This window comes from Dysgonomonas sp. HDW5B (assembly GCF_011299335.1).
GTDB lineage: Bacteria > Bacteroidota > Bacteroidia > Bacteroidales > Dysgonomonadaceae > Dysgonomonas_A.
Genome location: NZ_CP049858.1, coordinates 663,841 through 684,792 on the forward strand (window position 1 = coordinate 663,841; position 20,952 = coordinate 684,792).

Genomic DNA, 20,952 nt, shown 5'->3' on the forward strand with positions numbered 1-20,952 from the left:
AGAATAAAAAGAGAATATATTTACTCCTTGGTAATTTTATCAGCTTTCAACATCTTGGGTAATGCTATTTTTCCATTAATCTTACCTGTGATTTTTACAACTTCTTTTAGAGAATCAGGATAAGTTAATCCTGTAGCATCCATATTTTTTACATTATTCAAAATTAATGCCGGACCTTCTTTAGGTATAATCTTCACATTTTTGAAGGTAATACCATCCGATTCCGACAATTCTCCACCAAAGGTAGAGGTTATTGTTGTGTTTTCGAGATTAATGTTTGTGATATTCATTTCGGGAAGCCCGTTGAAGTACATTGCTCTTCTTGCATTTCTGGATGTCAGATTTTTCACATATATATTTCTGAAAACAGGAGTTGTTTCGTCTACTTCATAAACAATATTTTCTACAGGCGTTTCATCTCCATCCTCTAAAGCTTCTGATGCAGATTTACCACCATAGTATAGATCGAATAGAAACGACTCGGTCGCAATATCAAACATGTTTATATTATTCACATAAATATTCTCCACAACACCTCCTCGCCCTCTGCGACTTTTAAATCTCAAACCGACATCTGTTCCTAAGAATTGACAATTAGAAACCGATATATTACGAACTCCTCCTGACATTTCGCTTCCTACAACAAAGCCGCCGTGTCCTTGAAATACTTTACAATTATCGATGATTACATTTTCGGTAGGCATGCCTCTACGGCGTCCATCTTCATCTTTTCCCGATTTGATACATATAGCATCATCGCCGACATCGAATGTACTGTTAACTATTATCGAATTCTGACAAGACTCCAAATCCAATCCATCACCATTCTGAGAATAGCCCGGATTACGTACAAAGACATTATCTACAATTACATTTTTACACATCAATGGGTGTATATTCCAACTGGGTGAGTTTTCGAAAAGAACTCCTTCTAGCAAAACATTTTCGCATTCGATGAAACTAACCATAACGGGACGCAGAAAATCTTTTACAGATTTCCACTCTTCGTCCGACAAGTCTCCATTAGGAACATTCATGTCACTCATATCATTTCCTTTGAGCGAACCTTTGCTAGGGAACCAATAGTTACCATCTTTAACAACACCTCCCGATTTAATCACTCTCTGCCAATGACTATCGGTTACTTTACTTTTTTTCAAGGGTCTCCACGCATCACCCGAACCGTTGATCGAGCCTTCGCCCGTGATAGCTATGTTTTTCAGATTACGACCCGAAATAGGCGACTGACAACGACGGGTATCAAGTCCTTCAAATACGGTATGAACTAATGGGTACAAATCAAAATTTGAGGAGAATAAGATTAAAGCTCCTTTTTCGAGATGCAGGTTTATATTCGATTGGAATACAATCGGACCTGTATACCAAATTCCCGAAGGCACTGTAAGAGTTCCTCCTCCTTTTTGAGATAAGGCTTGTATTGCTTTAGCAAAAGCCTCGGTATTTAGAGTCGCTCCATCGGGTACTCCTCCATAATCTGCTATCGAGACATTATTTGCAGGAAATGTAGGGCGATCCAGCACCGGCATATCAAAAGGCAAGCCTTTATATAAATAATTATATCTGTCACCTGCGTGAAGCAAACCCGGAACGAGAAAACAAACGGCAAGGATAACTGCAATCTTATTTAATGTGTTCATTTTTTTCAATGTTTCTATTAATAATGGAAGTAAGGCACAGACTATATTATTACTTTATAACTGTAGTCCTTACTTCCTTATTTAAATTTATAATTCAGTCTTCATATCATTTACCACCAACGAGGATCACCGGGTTGTTTTTCTCCACCAATATTAGTGTCTTTAATTTTGAAATCTCCATTCGCAGGATCGGTAAATAAATTGGCCGATGTATTTTCATAATCCAAAACTCCTGTCAGCGGATAGTTTGAAGCAACCGTATAGTCATTCGTTTTATAAGAATCGTACACAAATGTGCTTTCTATTTTCGGGTTAGTTGCTCGAGTAGACACAGAAGCATCTGAGGCTCCGAACAGACAGTTATTTATGCTGAATGTTCCTGAGACATTGGCTGCTTTTCCATCAAAATTGATGATGTATTTATCTTTAGCTTGTACATCATAGAAAGTACAATAATTAATACTTATCGATGTAGGTTTCGATTTGCAAGTAATAACATTTGTATTGTTTAATTTATATACTGTACTATTTTTCAAGCTAATATCTTTTACTGATACCGCAGCAGCATCTATAGATATAATACCATAACTTCCGATATTACTGATTATACAATTATCAATATCGATCATGCCGACAGTTAACGCAGCACGCATACGAAATACCCCTCTAAAGGCAGATATAGTACAATTATCCATTTTGAATTCGGAAATCGTTCGGGCTGTAGTTGGATTATCATTCATCACATAATCAGCTGAAGCATCTGTACCTGTAACAGCCATGTTATGTATCCATATTTTGAAAGAGGAAACAGCATTATCTAGTTTAATCTCCTTAAGGCTGATAGCTGCCTGTCCTTCTCCCGATAATCCCCATAATGTAAGAGATTTTATATGTGCCGGAAGTGTCCATGCATCGCCTATTTCAAATTTTGCAGATGAAGGGATAACCAACACGACTTCACTTTCGGTTATTGCATTTAAGAAATCAACAATATTTTCGGTACCTGTCATCGTATATCGTTTTCCGTCGCCCGATATCTTTTGAGCAGTTGCAAATGATTTTGTTCCTTTTTTACGATCTCCATTATAAATCTCAACAGTATAAGATGTATTTTCCTTAAGGTCTGATAATTCTAATTTACTTTCGGCGATATTAGATGGAGATAGATCGATTTGTTTTTTAGTCCCTCCACTTGATAGTATGATATGAGTCACTTCGGCTTCGGCCTCCCAAGTTAATGTTGCCGAACTTTCGGTGATATTACTCACTGCATCGAAAATTTGTTCTCCTGAAGTCTTGAAAGTCAATGTTACCCATCTCGACTCCGGCAACCCGTTATTAGACGTTACTTTCATACGGGCTGAGTATCTGCTCTCTGGATCTAATTTCTTTACCGTAGCAAGATATAACTTGGATGTAGAGTTAGGATCCAGCACAATGTCATCGGCCAATATCTCAACAGTATTGGTTATGGTAGTGAACTGTAAACTATCTTTACTGAATTCTATAACATAAGATTGAGCATTGGGCACACTCGAAAAACGAAGGCTCACCGACGTTGCTCCAACTTGTGCTGTTTCGAATGTTACCGGACTAAATATCCGGTTAAAGCTATCGTCTACACCCCAGTCATTTACATCTTCGCAGGATGAAAACCCCAGAGTAAGACCAAGTATAAGCAGACTGCTTACTATATTTTTTATTGAAAATTTCTTTTTCATTCTATTTACTTTAAATGAGTTAAGTAAAAAAGTATTTACGATATACTTTCTGGTTATAAACAGCTTCGGAGGTTTCACCGCCCAAAGCTGTTAAGAGCTTTTAAGACCTTAATAACCGTAAGAATTAGTAACAATCCCCTGATAATCTCCAATCACACTACTATGAATCGGATATAAATAACGGTTATCGCATACACCGTTGTACTCTTTGAAAAGTCCTGAGCTAAACAAACGGATTCTCTCTTTATAGCTTTTTTTATTATCTTCAGAAAAGCCCGACATCCACTTAACCTTTGTATATCCGCGAGCTTTCAACTGGTTATCGTCTAAAGCATCTAAAGCTATATCGGCAGCATAATAGTTAGTACTGTCTTTGGCTATGTTTTCTTTATCGTCTTTATATTTGTAATATATATTTTGAGGTAACGACGATACTTCTTTGCCAAATATATTGGCTGTTTCGCCATTGATCATAGCCAGAAAAGCGGCTTGTTGATCTTTAATTTTCTTTCCTAACAGATTCCAGCGAATAAGGTCAAACTTGCGAATAGCTTCACCGCCAAATTCCCATGCTCTTTCATTTACCAATGCTTGAAAGAACTGTTCTTTTGATCCTAAATTATTTATATAATCAGTAACATTTTCAGACTCGTTTTTTGTTCCGGCAAAAGCTCTTGCCCTCACTTGCTTCAAGGCGTTTTTAGCAGATTCGGTAGGTCCGTTTAGCTCATTTTCGGTCTCGGCATACATCAACAGAACATCTGCATATCTCATATTGATCCAGTTTATACCATACCCCCATTTACCATTGGCAGCCTTATTTTGAGCCAACCATTTTGAGTTTTCAGCCATCCAGCGTTGATCCCATTTTGCAAAATTGTAAGAAAGAGGATTGCTTTGAAATACTTCCTTCTGATCGCCACTGGCGTTACCATACATTATCGTTGCAATGGTTGCATCTCTACGGGGATCTTCTTTATCAAAAGAATAGTAATAATAAGCACTTGTATTCACCACATTCGAGTTATTACCATATCCGTATTTCGTATTGGTGTAGAATCTGATTCCGATACTATAACCGATTTCTCCACTTTGACTTAGTCCAAGTGCAACTTCATATAAGTTTTCTTCATTCGCTCCATCTGCTTTCAAGGCACATACATCTTTCCAGATATCTTCATAGCTAGACTTCAGACGGTATTTACCCTCATTAATTATTTCCTCACATTGAGTACGTGCTATTTTATAATAATCAAGATAATCTGACCTTCTTTCGGTCGGATACCCCGGTTTATCTCTTAATGAATAACCACCTCTTGTTAGAGCAATACGGGCAATAATACCTTTAATGAAACCTCTACTGATTCTTTCCGAGTTAGAATAAGAAACGGAACCCGCACTTTGCCCTACCCATGGAACATCTTTTTCTATTGCTAACAGATCTTTGATGAGGTAGTCACAAATCGAATCACGGTCTGTTTTAACCAGATATACATTAGACAAGTCATTCTTGGTTGGCTCTGTTTTGAAAGGAACATCTCCCCAATGTTTCACCAACTCATGATAGCCCATTGCTCTCATTGCCACCGCTTCTCCCAACAACGATTTCATTGCTCCCTTTTCTTTATCTGTACCCGAAGACATAAGGGGACTGTTCTGTATTCCTTGAATAACCAAATTAGCACGTTCTATCATTTGATAGATTCTAGTCCAGATAAGAGTCGAATTACCCGAAGTTGCATAATAATTAGAAACTCCTCTGTTGGTATCCTGGTTATAGCTGGTTTCATCGGCACCCACAAATTCGATATCATTATTAGTACTCCAGTTTATCGATATACGCTGTGCATACATTTGTGCATCGGCTATACGGTCATAAATACCTTTTACCGCCGACTCTGTGTAGTAAACTGATGTGTATACAGTTTCGTCCGTCATCTTCGAATCGCTGCTTGTTTCCAGAAAATCATTGCAGGACGAAAGCATGAACGAAAAAGCTGCTACGGTTATATATATTAGTTTTCTCATTGTACTTATTTTTTAGAATGTTATATTGATACCACCTACAAAAGTTTTGGCTTTAGGATATGCCGAATAATCTACCCCGGGAGTAAAGGGGTTTTCTTTACTGGCTCGGGTACTGACTTCCGGATCGGGACCTGAGTAATTAGTCCAGCAATATAGATTATACCCCGTAGCATATATACGTAGAGATTCTATCAGCCATTTCTTTGTCATTTTTCGAGGTAAGGTGTATCCTACTGTCAGGTTATTTAATCGGAGGAAAGATCCATCTTCAATCGCCCATGAATGCAATACTGTTGTAGTCATCATCGGATGCCAGATAGTTTTGCCTGCATTGAGTTCTTGCAGAAGAGCAGGATTTGCATTTTTACCTGAATAAATATTGTTACCGGTAGAAGGATCAATCGTTGTAAAACGATGTTGAAGACTCATTATATTTGCTAAATTCTGATTCTTACGAGTCAATAAGAAAGCACTATTATCTAATTTATTGGCATTGTATATGTCATTACCATAAGACCAGTTAAAGAATATAGAAGCATCAAACCCTTTATAAGTGGAGTTAAAACCAAAACCACCTGTATGTTTCGGTAATGCATTACCTATAACTGTTCTGTCATTTGTCGTTATTTTATCGGTTCCGTCATCTACTATTTTTTTCAACTTCAGAGCTCCGGGTCCAAAATAACCTCCATTTGCTATCAGGCTGCTGTTATCGGCAACACCTTCCTTAATAGCCCATGCCATTTTATTTTGATCCCATGTAAAGTCATCAAAACTATACATGCCATCAGTTACATAACCATACATTTGTCCCAAAGAGCTTCCTTCTTCGATCAGATAATCATAAGTTGGTTCTGCCGAACCATTCCAACCCGAACCATATAATTTCGATTTAGAACCTCCATACGAGAACTTATCCACTTTATTTTTATTGAAGGCAATGTTGAATGTTCCTGAAAGTGTAAATTCTTTATTATCTATAATATACGCATTTACTGAGAACTCAAGACCTTTATTAGAAGTCTGCCCTATGTTTTGATATTGGCCATCGTATCCCGAAGTTGTAGGAATAGGTGATCTTACAATCAGATTTTTGGTAATATTATTATATAAATCGATTGAACCTGAAATTCGGCTATTCAGTATGCCAAAGTCTATACCAAAATTGGTCGAATAAGTAGTTTCCCAAGTTAATCCGTTACTTTTCAGAGTTGCCGAAGGGGTTAATATACTTGTTGCAGTCTCGTTCGGATAGAACACACTCGAACTCGAAGAGCCGTACTCTTGTTTATAATAAGGATCGACCCGTGCATTACCTACAGCCCCATAACTCAATCTGAGCTTAAGGTTATCCAGCCATGTATTTTGTGATTGCATGAATTCTTCTTCGGACGCTCGCCAAGCCAATGCTCCACCGGGAAAGAATCCCCAAAATAATCCGGGACCAAACACACTGATTCCATCCTGACGGGCGGTAAAAGTTACCAGATATTTATCCATCAAATTATAATTGGCACGTCCGAAAAATGAAGACATCCTCAGAGGTTCTCCCAAAGATGTTATTATAGGTTCTGCCTGTCCGTTATTCATCGCAGCCAATACTTCTTTCGATGAAAAATCAACCGGAAAGTATCTTGCCTCCACAACTTTTCTATTCATTACTCTTTCGCTAAGCTCCTGCCCTGCCAGAACATCAAATTGATGAATCTTATTGAGCTTGAAATTATACGATAGTGTATTAATGAATCGCCAATCGTGTCCTTTTTCATCTGTAATTCGGGCAACAGGTTGTCCTCCATAAGTTTTAGAAACCCCTGTTCCGCTTGTCCAAACATTGTCTGTATTATTCTTCAAGAAAGCATAGCTGAAAGTACTCGAAAATCTAAGTTTCTTTATAATATCCCAATTAAGTCCGCCAATATAAGTATTGTTGAACTTGTTTACTTTTTTATACTCATTATTGATATCGTCAAACGGATTATTCAATGCACTGTTAATACCGGCCTGATCATCGTCATCACTATTAGAAGGATCGAAGCCTGCCAGCCCTTTAGTTGGACTATATTTTACGGCATTACGTAATTTTGTATTTGCTCCCGATCCCGAAGACACACTGGGCCCGGTAATAACCTCGTTAGTTACACGCACATTAAAATTCATGCTAAGATTATCCCTGATCTGACTATTTACTTTAAAGTTTACATTATCACGTTTATAGCCTGAATTTATCATGATATAATCTTCATCGTTACGTGTCAAGCTAAGACTATAAAGAGCTGCTTTTGTCCCCCCCGATATTCCTACATTGTAATATTGTTGAGTACCTGTATTACCAAATACTTTATTTTGCCAATCAATTCCCGGATCAGATTTATAGATATCTATATCTTGAAAGCGACCGTATAGTTTTTGAAAAGTGTTAGTCTGGTCTAATTCATATTGATAATATACATACTCATAAGGACTGAGTACTTTAATAAAATCGTCTGTTTTTTTTGCTCCATAAGAAGCATTAAAAGTCACAGATATTTTTCCTTCACGCCCACTCTTTGTGGTGATAAGGATAACCCCATTTGCTCCCTGTGCTCCGTAAATAGCAGTCGAAGCAGCATCCTTCAGCACGTCAATAGTTGCAATATCCGAAGGAGGAATATCTGTTATGCTATTCACTATAATTCCGTCCACTACATACAACGGATCATTATCCTGTGAAATAGATGTACCCCCACGCACACGAATACGTATTTGAGCATCAGGCGAACCATCGGCAGCCACAACACTTACCCCGGCCAAACGCCCTGTAAGAGCTTCGGCAGCAGAGGCTATAGGTAAGTCTTTTAGTGATTTTTCGGATATAGAAGCAACAGATCCTGTGAGGTCTTTTTTCTTTACAGTTCCGTAACCAATAACCACAACCTCATCCAGTTCGGAGTGGTTGTCTTCCATAACGATATCAACGACCGAACCCGAAATAGGCACTTCTTTTGATATCATTCCAATATAAGAAGCTACAAGAGTTTTTGCTCCCGCAGCTACAGAAAGAGTATACTTTCCGTCGAGATCGGTAATTGTTCCGGTGCTCTGTCCTTTTACAGCTACAGCAACCCCGATTAATGCTTCGCCTTTAGTATCTGTTACCGTACCACTTACTGTTTTTTGCTGAGCAAATACATTTTGCCCGTATAGAAAACAGAATAAGGTACATATCAGAACCAAAATTTTCATACTTGTTTTTTGCATGGTCATTCAAATGTGTTTAATTAGGTTAACACTTTAGTTTTAGATTTACAATCTGGTAGTTTGATTCAATTGCAATGTTAATTTATATTATTTGCGACTACGGGGGATATTTTGACTAGAAAAGGGAGAATATTTGATCTACCCTCCAAAACCAAAACAGGAAAGAATAGACAAAAATCAGAGAACCTGATTATATCATCCAATTCTAAAATCGACATAAAAAAGAAGAGTTACTGTTTCCCAATCGATTAAGTCTCTCACACATATTCTTCATTCCGGCTCAAGAAGGGGGACAAACAGTCGCATAAGCGGGGTCAAATTGATTTATTAAGACTGCAACCCTTCTTTTTTTCACCAAACACACTTATATTTGTATATAGTCTATACCCAAATAATGAGAAACCGATATTTTCTTTCATTGATCCTTCTTTTAGCGATCAGCACAACTTTATTCTGTCAACCCAAATGTTATTTTGAACATTATGGGGCAGACGACGGGCTTCCTCAACATACCGTCATGGATATTTTGCAGGATAAGAAAGGTTTTATGTGGTTTTCGACTTGGGATGGACTAAGTAAATTTGACGGATACAACTTCTCCACATATAAAATTCAGGCCGGCGATGCATACCATATGCGAAGTAACCGGATCGACTACATCTACGAAGATAAATATGGATATATCTGGACCTTATCTTATGACAGGGAAGCCCACCGATTTGACCCAAGAACCGAAAAATTCATGGGTATCAGATCTTTGGAAGAATATAAAGACTTTACATTTATTACCACATCCATAATCCCCACCCCATCGGGTAAAGTATGGCTGATTTCGGAGAAAACCGGATGTGTATCTGTTACAGGATCGGCTTTTGATGTCCAGCTTTTTAACATTCAGAACAAAAAAATACAGGCTAATCAAGTCTATACGGTCTTTGAGGATAGCCAGAAAAACACATGGCTGCTTACAGACAACGGACTATATAATGTTTCGGAGGATGGAAAAACCATACAGCCTCATTTCTCCGAAAAGGAGTATAACCAGACTAAACCCATGCAGAGTTTTTACTCATCCATGGAGTTAAAAGATGAGATATGGTTTGGCTCAGACAATGGCAGAATATGGATTTATAATAAGAAAGACGGACAGTTTGATCTTTTTGAGACACATTCGTCTTCCGGTATAAAACTATTAGAAAATATCAATGATACCCAACTATTAATCGCAACAGAAAACGACGGTTTTTTCATATATAACTCGAATACTAAAGACCTAAAGAAATTTATGACAGCAAACCTTCCGGGAATGCCTGTGAATGAGATCGTATCCTGCTATATCGATAAGTCGAAAAACATTTGGTTTGAAATGGACTATCGGGGCGTTTCGAGGTTTGACACTAAAACTCAAACGATAAAACACTTATCGACTAAGACCGAGAATTTCAGTTCCATCGTCTTCCCTCCCAATTTCTTTATTTTCGAAGATAATGAAAACAGAATATGGGTTCACCCCAGAGGAGGAGGATTCTCTTTATACGATCCACAGAAGGAAATATTGTTGCCTTTTTACAACGAACCATCTTCGCCTACATGGCGATTCTCGGATATGCTTCATGCCGGATTCTCTGATAAACAAGGTAATTTATGGCTCAGTACGAGATCACATGGCTTAGAGAAAATTATCTTTAACAATGATGTATTTAAGTCTACCATTGTAGATAAAAACACACATTCGACCATTAATAATGATGTTCGCTGTATTTTTGAAGATAACAATCAAAATTTATGGGTCTCAGCAAAAGGCGGTAAAATATTTGTGTATGATTCTGCTAAAAATCCAATAGGTTACCTTTGCAAAAACGGGAAGATAGAAAATGGAAATCCTATTGATGGTATTTGCTATTCTATGCTTCAGGATGATGAACAGAATATTTGGATAGGAACTAAGGGCGAAGGAATATACAAGCTAACCCCTATCACAGGATCAAAGCAGTATAAAATAGTTCAGTATAAAAACTCTTCTTCCGATTTGTACAGTCTGAGCAGTAATAGCATATACAGTATCTTTCAGGACAATCACAAAAGAATCTGGATAGGGACATATGGCGGAGGGCTTAATCTGGTTGATCCAAAGCAAGATGGACGGTTCTTCAATTATAAAAACAATCTGAAAAACTATCCCAATCAATTCGGGGCTCAAGTACGTATTATTTCATCGGACAAATTCGGGAATATTTGCGTAGGAACAACCTTTGGACTTATCATGTTCTCAACTAATTTCGAATCAGTAAGCTCCATTGATTATAAGTCATATACCAGAATACCCAATGATAACAACAGCCTTAGCGGAAACGATATATATGACATCTGCACCACAAAAACAGGGGAGACTTATCTGGCGACTTTTGGTGGTGGATTAAATAAAATAACCGAAACAGATAATGAAGGTTTTCCTCAAAAATTTACATCATACACAACCATAAATGGCTTACCATCGGATGTAATACTTACAATTACGGAGGATTACCGCGGTAAACTTTGGATTACAACTGAAGGAAACCTGACAAAATTCGATCCCGAGAAAAAGACGTTCGAAACGTATTCTGAAATAAATCGCTTGATTGAAGGACAGAATTTTTCGGAAGGTGCCCGTTATGAAGCAAAATCGGGAATCATACATTTTGGCTTTTCGAAAGGATTTATATCAATAAATCCGGACAAAATTCATGATAATACGTTTAAACCTTATGTCGCACTCACAAATTTTCAGATATCCAATAAAGATGTACTTATCGGTGAAGACTCTCCGCTTAACTTAAATATAGACGATGTCGAATTGTTACGCCTAAATCACAAGCAAAACTTTATAAGTTTGGAGTTTGCTGCATTAGATTACGTAGATCCAAAGCGTATTATGTATGCCTACAAACTGGATGGTTTTGATAAAGATTGGATCATAGCAAAAGAACAACGTATAGCCAATTACACCAATTTATCTCCGGGGGAATACATATTTCGAGTAAAATCAACGAATAGTGACGGTATATGGGTCGAAAACGAGCATATCTTAAAAATAGAGATCGCTCCTTCATTCTGGCAGACCAAATGGGCATATTTCTTATATTTCGTTCTCTTTATAACTGCTCTCTTTATCATTTTACGGGCAATAGTTATTTATTACCGGCTAAGGGATAAAGTAAAACTAGAACAGGAACAAACTGAAATGAAAACCCGTTTCTTTACCGATATTTCGCACGAAATACGTACCCCCCTCACGATGATTGTTTCGCCTGTAGAAAATATTATCGAAGACCAAAAGACGCCTCCGGCAGTAAAAACCCAGCTTCAGTTAGTCTTGAAAAATGCCAATAGAATGCTGGATATGGTAAATCAAATTCTCGATTTCAGGAAAATACAAAAGAAAAAACTCAATATTCAACAGACCAATATAGGTTCGTATATAGTATCTGTTTGTGATAATTTCCACGAAGCAGCTGCCGAACAAAAAGTGACGCTAAATATTGAGAACAGAGCAGGAGATACTAAAATATGGATAGACAGAGACAGCATCGAAAAACTGATGTTTAACCTGCTGTCTAACGCTTTAAAACACACACCAAGCGGTAGAAATATAGATGTCATTATTTCTGAAGTAGCTAAAGATAATACCATATCACTTCAAGTAAAAGATGAAGGAAATGGAATGACCAAAGAAATTCTAAATAAGCTATTTACACGTTTTGCATCTTTCAATCTCGATAAAAGTAAACCAAGTACAGGCATTGGGTTAAATATCGTCAAAGAGGTTGTAGACAAGCATCATGCCAGTATATCGGTTTCGAGCGAAGTGGGTAAAGGCTCAAGCTTTACCATTAAATTCTTGACCGGTTTACAACATTTTGAGAAGGATGACAATATCATCTGCGTATCTAACGAGTCCGAGAAAGAAGACGCGATTATACCCTCAGATAGAAAGACAGAAACAGATATTGAAGAAAAAATCACACTCATTGACCAATCTCCTCAAAGAGAAACTGTACTTATAGTAGAAGATGATTCTGATTTAAGGCAGTTTATACGAACCATCCTTGAGCCTCATTACGATACGCTTGAAGCCTCTAATGGAAAAGAAGGATATAGCATGGCAACGGCAAACCTTCCTGAGTTTATCCTCAGTGATATTATGATGCCCGAAATGGATGGTGTTGAACTACTCCAACATATCAGGAGAAATCCCGAAACCAGTCACATACCACTTATACTGCTTACTGCTAAAACCGATATAGAAAGTAAGTTAGCAGGATTAGACTATGGAGCTGACGATTACATCACTAAGCCTTTTAGTGTGAAGTATCTCAGGGCAAGAATTGATAACATTATCGAACAACGTAAAAGGTTATATGAATTTTATTCGATAGGTAAACAAACGTCGACATCACCTCAGGAAAAACCGGAAACAGAACATCAAATTACCCAACAAGATGAAGCCTTTATCAAGAAAGTCAAAGAAATTATAGAGAAGAACATCGACAACAGCGACTTTCTGGTAGATAATCTGGTGACTGAATTAGCTACCAGCCGAACCGTATTTTTCAAGAAATTAAAAAGCCTGACAGGTCTGGCTCCTATTGAATTTATTCGGGATATAAAGATTAAATATGCAGCACAATTAATAGAATCGCAACAATACACGATAAAGGAGGTATCCTTTATGATAGGCATATCCGATACTAAATATTTCACTCAGTGCTTCAAAAAAATATTTAATATGACACCCAGTGAGTATAAGAATACAAAAAAAGATTCTTAAGCTATACCTGATATGAAGTTTTATCAAATAAAAATTCATATTTTAGTATCGGTAAGTATTTAATAGAACCTTATTTATAACGGTCAAGTTGTATTTACACTTGCTAAAGCCATAAACAGGCTCGAAACCTTGTCTAAACTTAAATCGTGAAATCTTAGAAAAATACGGGGTATAATTAATCAAAGTCAAAATACCCCCCATAGTCAAATAGCCTCCTTTATATATTTGTAATAAGAGGCAGTAAAACCTTAATAAATCTGATTCAGGTCAAAAAATGCATGAACAAGGTCAAAAATGACATTATCTAATCTTCTAGTTATTCTACCTTTGTTCATCTTATAGAGTTTTCTCACTTTAGATCTGATAGACTTAAAATAACACCATGGATAAACTGATAAATATGAGTATTCTTCGTTTTTCTCACCAAGGAGTATTGATAGCAACAACTTTACTATTGTCATCTACCCTATCGGTTAGCAGCACATTTGCCCAAAGCAAAAATGTAGTAATCGAAAACAAAGGTGCTAAAACAATTGTAGATTACACCGTTGAAATTCCTGTTGCAGATTTAAAACTTCCAATAGGAAATTATATCGGTGTATTACCAGACAAAACTATTGTTCCTATCGAAATATCTACCAACATAAACAATAAAGAATCAGCAATACTTCCTATCGGAAAATTAAGTGCCGGAGAAAAACAAACCATTAAAATTCAAAAGGGATCTAGCGATTCATATCCAAAACGTACCTATGCCGAATTATCTCATAAAACAGGAGGAGAATTTGACGGACCCAAGTATGTGGGCGTACACTCTTGGGTAAAACCCAATAAAATCACTCTTCCGGGTAGTTTTACCGATCACTCATATTACATCAAATATGAAGGTCCCGGATGGGAGAGTGACAAAGTAGCTTTTCGTTTCTATCTGGACAATCGTAATGCGATTGATGTATTCGGGAAAAAGACTACAGGCATTGTTCTACCTGCCGTAGGTGTAGATGGTTTTGACAATTACCATAAAATGGCTCCTTGGGGAATGGACAATATGAAAGTAGGAAAAGCTCTCGGGATAGGATCTATTGCCAGTTGGGACGGCTCCAAAGCAGTGCGCGTAGACAAAAAAGACAGTACATCCTGCTATATTCAGGCAGACGGAAAAGTACGTTCGCAGGTGAAAACCATTTACTACGGATGGGAAACCAACGGAGTAAAAACCAATCTTACCTCACTCATTTCTATTGATGCAGGAAGCAGAGCTTCGCACATGGAATTATCGGTAGATAAAGCTGTACCCAATATAGCGACAGGAATAATCAAAGATAAAAATTCGGAACTGATTATCAGTAACGATAAAAATAGCGAATGGTCTTATATTGCCACTTTTGGTAAACAAAGCCTCAACAATGACATGCAAGGGTTGGCTATTTTTGCCAAAACTAAACAGATTAAAGAAATAACAACAGACGAACGAAACCATGTACTGGTTCTAACTCCTCAGAATAATGCTGTTGAATATTACTTTATGCCGACATGGGAATTAGATCCCGAACCTGTTGTAACTAAAGCAGACTTCATGAAGTGTATTGATGAAGTTTTAAACCGACTAAATAACCAAATACATATCTCAATTAAATAATTGAAAGGACAAAATATCATGAAAAACTTTTTAGACGAAAATTTTGTATTGGAAACCGAAACAGCACAAGCGTTGTATCATGAACATGCAAAAAGCTTACCGATTATCGATTACCACTGTCACTTAGACCCAAAGCTTATTGCTGAAGATTACAGATTCGACAACTTAGGTGAAATCTGGTTGGCAGGCGACCATTACAAATGGCGTGCTATGCGTACAAACGGCATAGACGAACGTTTTTGTACGGGAAAAGACACTTCCGATTGGGAGAAATTCGAAAAATGGGCTGAAACAGTACCCTATACGATGCGTAATCCGCTCTATCATTGGACTCACCTTGAATTAAAAACAGCTTTCGGTGTAGAAAAGATATTAAAACCCGAAACCGCAAAAGAGATATACGATATATGTACTGCTAAACTGCGTACAACTGAGTTTTCGGCTCGTGGGCTGATGAAACACTACAATGTAGAAGCAGTATGCACTACTGACGATCCTATTGATAGTCTTGAATATCACATCGCACTCAAAAAAGAAGGCTTTTCGGTGAAAGTACTTCCAACGTGGCGTCCCGATAAAGCAATGGCTGTAGAAGTTCCTGCTAATTTCAGAGCTTATGTTGAAAAACTATCTGAAGTGTCGGGAGTAACGATCAGCAACTTTACTGATTTGATTGCAGCATTACGCAAACGTCACGATTTCTTCGCTTCGGTTGGATGTAAATTATCTGACCACGGAATCGAAGAGTTTTATGCGGAAGACTATACTCAATCCGAAATAGATACCATTTTCAACAAAGTATATTCTGGAAAAGAACTTACAGGAGCTGAGATCATCAAGTTCAAATCGGCAATGTTGGTCGAAGGGGCTATTATGGATTGGGAAAAAGGTTGGACTCAACAATTCCATTACGGTGCTATCCGTAACAACAATACCCGTCTGTTTAATCAATTAGGAGCAGATACAGGTTTCGACTCTATCGGAGACTTTACGGTAGCCAAAAACATGTCGAAATTCTTTAACAGATTAGACACTGATAATAAACTGGCAAAAACCATCATATACAACTTAAACCCTCGTGATAATGACTTGATTGCAACCATGATCGGTAATTTTCAGGACGGATCGGTAGCCGGAAAAATTCAATTCGGTTCGGGATGGTGGTTCTTAGACCAGAAAACAGGCATGGAGGCTCAAATGAATTCTCTATCGAATCTCGGATTATTGAGTCGTTTTGTAGGTATGCTTACCGATTCACGCAGCTTCTTGTCATACCCACGACACGAGTATTTCAGAAGAATACTTTGTAATCTGATAGGTAATGATGTTGAACAAGGCTTACTTCCTTCTTCCGAATTACCATTCTTAGGAAAATTAGTAGAAGATGTTTCTTATTACAATGCCAAAAACTTCTTTAAATTTTAAGGTCATAGACATTAACTTATAAATAAAACAACAAAAAATATAACTATCACACGATATGAAAAAAGTAGTTACCTTCGGCGAAATCATGTTACGCCTGTCAGCCCCCGGCTATCAACGCTTTATCCAATCCAATAACCTGAATGCCACCTTCGGAGGCGGCGAAGCCAACGTAGCCGTATCCCTGTCCAACTACGGCATACCCACCGACTTCGTAACACGCCTGCCCAAAAACGACATAGCAGACTGGTGCATATCAGACCTACGCAAATACAACGTAGGAACCAGCAACATACAAAGAGGCGGAGATCGTGTAGGCATCTATTTCCTCGAAACAGGAGCCGTAGCCAGAGCCTCCAAAGTAGTCTATGACAGAGCAAACTCAGCCATAGCCGAAATCAAACCCGGCATGATCAACTGGAGAGAAATCTTCAAAGACGCACAATGGTTTCACTGGACAGGAATCACACCCGCCCTCTCACAAGGAGCAGCAGACGCATGCCTCGAAGCCATCAAAATAGCCAATGAAATGGGAGTCACCGTATCCACCGACCTGAACTACCGCAAAAACCTCTGGAAATACGGTAAAACAGCCGACCAGGTAATGCCCGCACTCGTAGAAGGATGCGATATCATACTCGGAAACGAAGAAGACGCAGAAAAAGTATTCGGTATCAAACCCGAAGGCTTTGACGTAGCCCACACCGGTGGAGAAGTCAATGCAGCCGAATTCGAATCCGTATGCACCCAGATGATGAAGAAATTTCCCAGAGCAAAAAAAGTAATCATTACCCTGAGAGGCTCCATCAATGCCAATCACAATACATGGGGAGGATGTTTATACTCAAATAAACTATACCAATCCAAACGATACGATATCAGTCACATTGTAGACCGTGTAGGCGGAGGAGATTCCTTTATGGGAGGATTGATTTATGGACTCATTACCTATCCACAAGACGATCAGAAAGCTCTTGAATTTGCCGTAGCCGCTTCTTGTCTGAAACATACTATCTACGGGGATTACAATTTAGTGACTGTTTCGGAAGTGGAGAACCTGATGAAAGGCGATGGTTCGGGTAGGGTATCCAGATAATGACAAAATATCGATTTAAATAAAGTAAACAGATAAAATGCAAGATCAATTTTCCCTAAAAGGTAAAGTAGCTCTGATTACAGGAGGGACTTACGGTATAGGGATGGCTATGGCACAAGCCTTAGGAAAAGCCGGAGCTACAATTACATTTAATGCAAGAAGTGAAGATAAAGTAAGAAAAGCTGAGCTAGAGTGCAGAGCTTTGGGACTAGATGCGTATGGGTATGTTTGTGACGTAACCATCGAATCTAACGTCCGGTCAATGGTTAACGACATTTCTCAAAAGCATGGAGATATTGACATTTTGGTAAACAATGCAGGTATCATCAAGCGTATACCTGCTTTGGAAATGTCGGTAGAAGATTTCAATGAAGTTATCAATGTTGATTTAACAGGTCCTTTTATTGTATCAAAAGCGGTAGCTCCGGGGATGATACGAAAAGGAGGTGGCAAAATAATCAATATATGTTCCATGATGAGCGAATTGGGTAGAGAAACCGTAACAGCCTATGCAGCAGCAAAAGGTGGTCTGAAAATGTTGACTAAAAATTTAGCTTGCGAATGGGCTGAATATAATATTCAGGTCAACGGTATAGGACCGGGCTACATTGCAACTCCACAAACAGCGGCATTAAGAGAAGAAGGTAATCCATTTAACGACTTCATCATGGCTAAAACTCCTGCTGCACGCTGGGGAACGCCCGAAGATCTCGAAGGCCCAACTGTCTTTTTAGCTTCTAAAGCATCTGATTTTATCAATGGCCACATTCTTTATGTAGACGGAGGAATCCTTGCCTATATAGGTAAACAGCCCAAGTAAACATAAAAACATTTGAAACTAAAGAATTACAAGAGTAGATATGTATAGTTTATTTTAGATTGAGAGAATAGTTATTTCGGTTATAGATGATTAGTCTTCTGCATATCTACTCTTTTTAAGAAAGAGAATTTATATTAAGTATTCAACAAAACGAACAAACATATGTCCCGATTCAGTCGTATAGAAGCCTGTCAAGTGATGGCCCAAACAGGCATGGTTCCCGTCTTTTACCACAAAGACCTGGAAATATCCAAACAAGTAGTCAAAGCCTGTTATGACGGAGGTGTCAGAGCCTTCGAATTCACCAACAGAGGCGACTTCGCCCATGAAATCTTCGCTGAACTAGTCAAATGGTCAGCCCAAGCATGCCCCGATATGATACTCGGCATAGGCTCCATCGTAGACGCAGGCACCGCCTCCCTCTACCTCCAACTCGGAGCCAACTTCGTAGTAGGACCACTACTCAATCCCGATATCTTTAAAGTATGTAACCGCCGCCAGGTAGCCTACATACCCGGATGCGGATCCGTATCAGAAATAGGATATGCACAAGAACTGGGAGCCGAAGTGGTCAAAGTATTCCCTGCCGGAAACGTAGGAGGACCCTCTTTTGTTAAAAACGTAAAAGCACCCATGCCCTGGTCAAGTATCATGGTAACAGGAGGAGTAGAACCCACAGAAGATAACCTTACCAAATGGATAGAAGCCGGAGTAACCTGCGTAGGAATGGGCTCCAACCTCTTTCCCAAAGAAGTAATAGCAGCTAAAAACTGGGCGGAAATAACCCGTATGAGTAAAGAAGCACTGGCTATCATAGCAAAAGCCAGGGGTTGAAGAACCTTATAATCCTTTTATTAATATCTTATTGACAGAAAAATAACAAAGGTCTATGACCTTAAATACCATACGCATGAATACACTCAATCAATCCACACAAAAAATGACCAACTACAGGTGGACCATCTGTGCCATGTTATTTTTTGCCACCACAATCAATTATCTGGACAGGCAGGTACTCTCCCTGACCTGGAAAGACTTTATATCGCCCGAGTTTCATTGGACAAATGACGACTATGGAACAATAACCGCACTATTCTCTATATTCTATGCAATAAGCATGCTATTTGCCGGTAAATTTGTAGATTGGATGGATACCAAGAAAGGATTCCTCTGGGCAATCGGGGTCTGGTCGTTCGGAGCTGTAATACATGCCTTCTGCGGAATAGCCACATCAGGTATAACAGCCGGAGAATGGTTCGTGGGCTTCGAAGGTGCACGTGAAGCAATTGCTGCCGTACAAAATATAGGACGCGTAGCCAATGTAAGTGTCGTACTCTTTATTATAGCACGATTGGTACTGGCCATCGGTGAGGCAGGAAACTTTCCTGCAGCTATCAAGGCTACAGCAGAATACTTCCCCAAGAAAGACAGGGCTTATGCAACCAGTATATTCAATGCAGGTGCAACCGTAGGAGCACTCGCAGCACCCGTTACCATTCCTGTTATTGCCAAATTCTGGGGATGGGAAATGTCATTCATTATTATAGGAGCACTCGGTTTTATCTGGATGGGATTCTGGGTATTCATATATGACAAACCCGAAAAAAGCAAGAAAGTAAATACTTCCGAGTTAGCTTATATTCAACAAGATCAGGAATCAACAGACCCGATAGAAGAAAAAGTAGAACAGGCACAGGAAAACAAAAAGATAACTTTCAAAGAAGCTTTCAGATATAAACAAACTTGGGCATTTGCTTTCGGAAAGTTTATGACAGACGGAGTTTGGTGGTTCTTTCTATTCTGGGCACCCGCTTACCTAAGCTCGGTATACGGAATCAAATCATCGGATACAGTAGGACAATTAGCTATTTTTGTACTCTATGCGATCACACTTCTATCTATTATTGGAGGATGGCTACCCAGCTACTTTGTAGATAAAAAAGGAATGAATCCATATGCAGGAAGGATGAAAGCCATGTTGATCTTTGCTTTCTTCCCCCTATTGGCTCTACTGGCTCAACCGTTGGGATATATATCTTATTGGGTACCTGTTATTATCATTGGTATTGCGGGGGCAGCTCACCAAGCATGGTCGGCCAATATTTTCTCAACCATCGGCGACATGTTCCCCAAGAAAGCCATCGCAACTATAACCGGTATCGGTGGTATGGCAGGAGGAGTAGGTTCCTTTCTGATCAATAAAGGATCAGGCACATTATTCGATTATACTCAAAAACATTGGAGTACCATAAACGGACAACCTTTACTCGAAAAGTTCCCCGAATTTAAATCAGCAGAGGCTACAGCCGAACTCCTCAAACAAAACAATGTGAGCGGTATCGAAGAATTCCTCAAAATGTTAGCTCAATCGGGAGATACTGTAGTCAACGGAATAAGTTCCGGATACATGATTATATTTTCGATATGTGCCGTATCATACCTGATCGGATGGACTGTAATGAAAATACTTGTTCCTAAATATAAACCAATTACTGATTTGTAAAATAAAAATAGTTAC

11 protein-coding genes are annotated in these 20,952 nt (G+C 38.6%); 7 read left to right on the forward strand and 4 right to left on the reverse strand.

Annotation, left to right across the window (positions count from 1 at the left end; translation table 11 throughout):
• Positions 1-20 precede the first annotated feature (20 nt).
• From G7051_RS02695 to G7051_RS02710, 4 genes are all read right to left on the reverse strand, one after another.
• The gene (locus G7051_RS02695) at positions 21-1,658 is read right to left on the reverse strand and encodes a glycoside hydrolase family 28 protein (protein WP_166198339.1); all 1,638 of its coding nucleotides are present in this window, start codon (positions 1,656-1,658) and stop codon (positions 21-23) included.
• A 110-nt stretch (positions 1,659-1,768) separates the two neighbouring features.
• Positions 1,769-3,379: a DUF5123 domain-containing protein gene (locus G7051_RS02700; RefSeq protein ID WP_166198341.1), complete on the reverse strand. Its 1,611-nt coding sequence runs from the start codon at positions 3,377-3,379 to the stop codon at positions 1,769-1,771.
• Positions 3,380-3,487: 108 nt separating this feature from the next.
• The gene (locus G7051_RS02705; protein WP_166198343.1) at positions 3,488-5,407 is read right to left on the reverse strand and encodes a RagB/SusD family nutrient uptake outer membrane protein; all 1,920 of its coding nucleotides are present in this window, start codon (positions 5,405-5,407) and stop codon (positions 3,488-3,490) included.
• Positions 5,408-5,419: 12 nt separating this feature from the next.
• Complete coding sequence (locus tag G7051_RS02710) at positions 5,420-8,632, reverse strand: TonB-dependent receptor (RefSeq protein WP_166198345.1); 3,213 nt, start codon at positions 8,630-8,632, stop codon at positions 5,420-5,422.
• A gap of 409 nt (positions 8,633-9,041) precedes the next feature.
• Here G7051_RS02710 and G7051_RS02715 point away from each other — a divergent pair, with 409 nt between their 5' ends.
• From G7051_RS02715 to G7051_RS02745, 7 genes are all read left to right on the forward strand, one after another.
• Complete coding sequence (locus tag G7051_RS02715; protein ID WP_255493300.1) at positions 9,042-13,457, forward strand: hybrid sensor histidine kinase/response regulator transcription factor; 4,416 nt, start codon at positions 9,042-9,044, stop codon at positions 13,455-13,457.
• A 382-nt stretch (positions 13,458-13,839) separates the two neighbouring features.
• Positions 13,840-15,096 carry a DUF4861 family protein gene (locus G7051_RS02720; protein ID WP_166198347.1) on the forward strand — a complete coding sequence of 419 codons (1,257 nt, stop codon included), beginning with the start codon at positions 13,840-13,842 and terminating at the stop codon, positions 15,094-15,096.
• A gap of 18 nt (positions 15,097-15,114) precedes the next feature.
• Positions 15,115-16,521, forward strand: coding sequence for a glucuronate isomerase (gene uxaC, locus G7051_RS02725; protein WP_166198349.1), 1,407 nt, complete (start codon positions 15,115-15,117; stop codon positions 16,519-16,521).
• A 55-nt stretch (positions 16,522-16,576) separates the two neighbouring features.
• Positions 16,577-17,614 carry a sugar kinase gene (locus tag G7051_RS02730; protein WP_166198350.1) on the forward strand — a complete coding sequence of 346 codons (1,038 nt, stop codon included), beginning with the start codon at positions 16,577-16,579 and terminating at the stop codon, positions 17,612-17,614.
• 37 nt (positions 17,615-17,651) lie between these two features.
• The gene (locus G7051_RS02735) at positions 17,652-18,434 is read left to right on the forward strand and encodes a gluconate 5-dehydrogenase (RefSeq protein WP_166198352.1); all 783 of its coding nucleotides are present in this window, start codon (positions 17,652-17,654) and stop codon (positions 18,432-18,434) included.
• A 162-nt stretch (positions 18,435-18,596) separates the two neighbouring features.
• Positions 18,597-19,268, forward strand: a complete 672-nt coding sequence (locus G7051_RS02740; protein ID WP_166198354.1) for a bifunctional 4-hydroxy-2-oxoglutarate aldolase/2-dehydro-3-deoxy-phosphogluconate aldolase — start codon at positions 18,597-18,599, stop codon at positions 19,266-19,268.
• A 76-nt stretch (positions 19,269-19,344) separates the two neighbouring features.
• On the forward strand, positions 19,345-20,937 hold the full coding sequence (locus G7051_RS02745) for an MFS transporter (protein WP_166198356.1): 1,593 nt from the start codon (positions 19,345-19,347) through the stop codon (positions 20,935-20,937).
• Positions 20,938-20,952: the final 15 nt, after the last annotated feature.

Bases quoted from the DNA above. Each gene is read 5' to 3' on its own strand.
- G7051_RS02735 (WP_166198352.1), top strand. From the start codon at position 17,652: ATGCAAGATCAATTTTCCCTAAAAGGTAAAGTAGCTCTGATTACAGGA.
- G7051_RS02705 (WP_166198343.1), bottom strand. From the start codon at position 5,407: ATGAGAAAACTAATATATATAACCGTAGCAGCTTTTTCGTTCATGCTT.
- G7051_RS02740 (WP_166198354.1), top strand. From the start codon at position 18,597: ATGTCCCGATTCAGTCGTATAGAAGCCTGTCAAGTGATGGCCCAAACA.
- uxaC (WP_166198349.1), top strand. From the start codon at position 15,115: ATGAAAAACTTTTTAGACGAAAATTTTGTATTGGAAACCGAAACAGCA.
- G7051_RS02745 (WP_166198356.1), top strand. From the start codon at position 19,345: ATGAATACACTCAATCAATCCACACAAAAAATGACCAACTACAGGTGG.
- G7051_RS02710 (WP_166198345.1), bottom strand. From the start codon at position 8,632: ATGAAAATTTTGGTTCTGATATGTACCTTATTCTGTTTTCTATACGGG.
- G7051_RS02730 (WP_166198350.1), top strand. From the start codon at position 16,577: ATGAAAAAAGTAGTTACCTTCGGCGAAATCATGTTACGCCTGTCAGCC.
- G7051_RS02695 (WP_166198339.1), bottom strand. From the start codon at position 1,658: ATGAACACATTAAATAAGATTGCAGTTATCCTTGCCGTTTGTTTTCTC.
- G7051_RS02700 (WP_166198341.1), bottom strand. From the start codon at position 3,379: ATGAAAAAGAAATTTTCAATAAAAAATATAGTAAGCAGTCTGCTTATA.
- G7051_RS02715 (WP_255493300.1), top strand. From the start codon at position 9,042: ATGAGAAACCGATATTTTCTTTCATTGATCCTTCTTTTAGCGATCAGC.
- G7051_RS02720 (WP_166198347.1), top strand. From the start codon at position 13,840: ATGGATAAACTGATAAATATGAGTATTCTTCGTTTTTCTCACCAAGGA.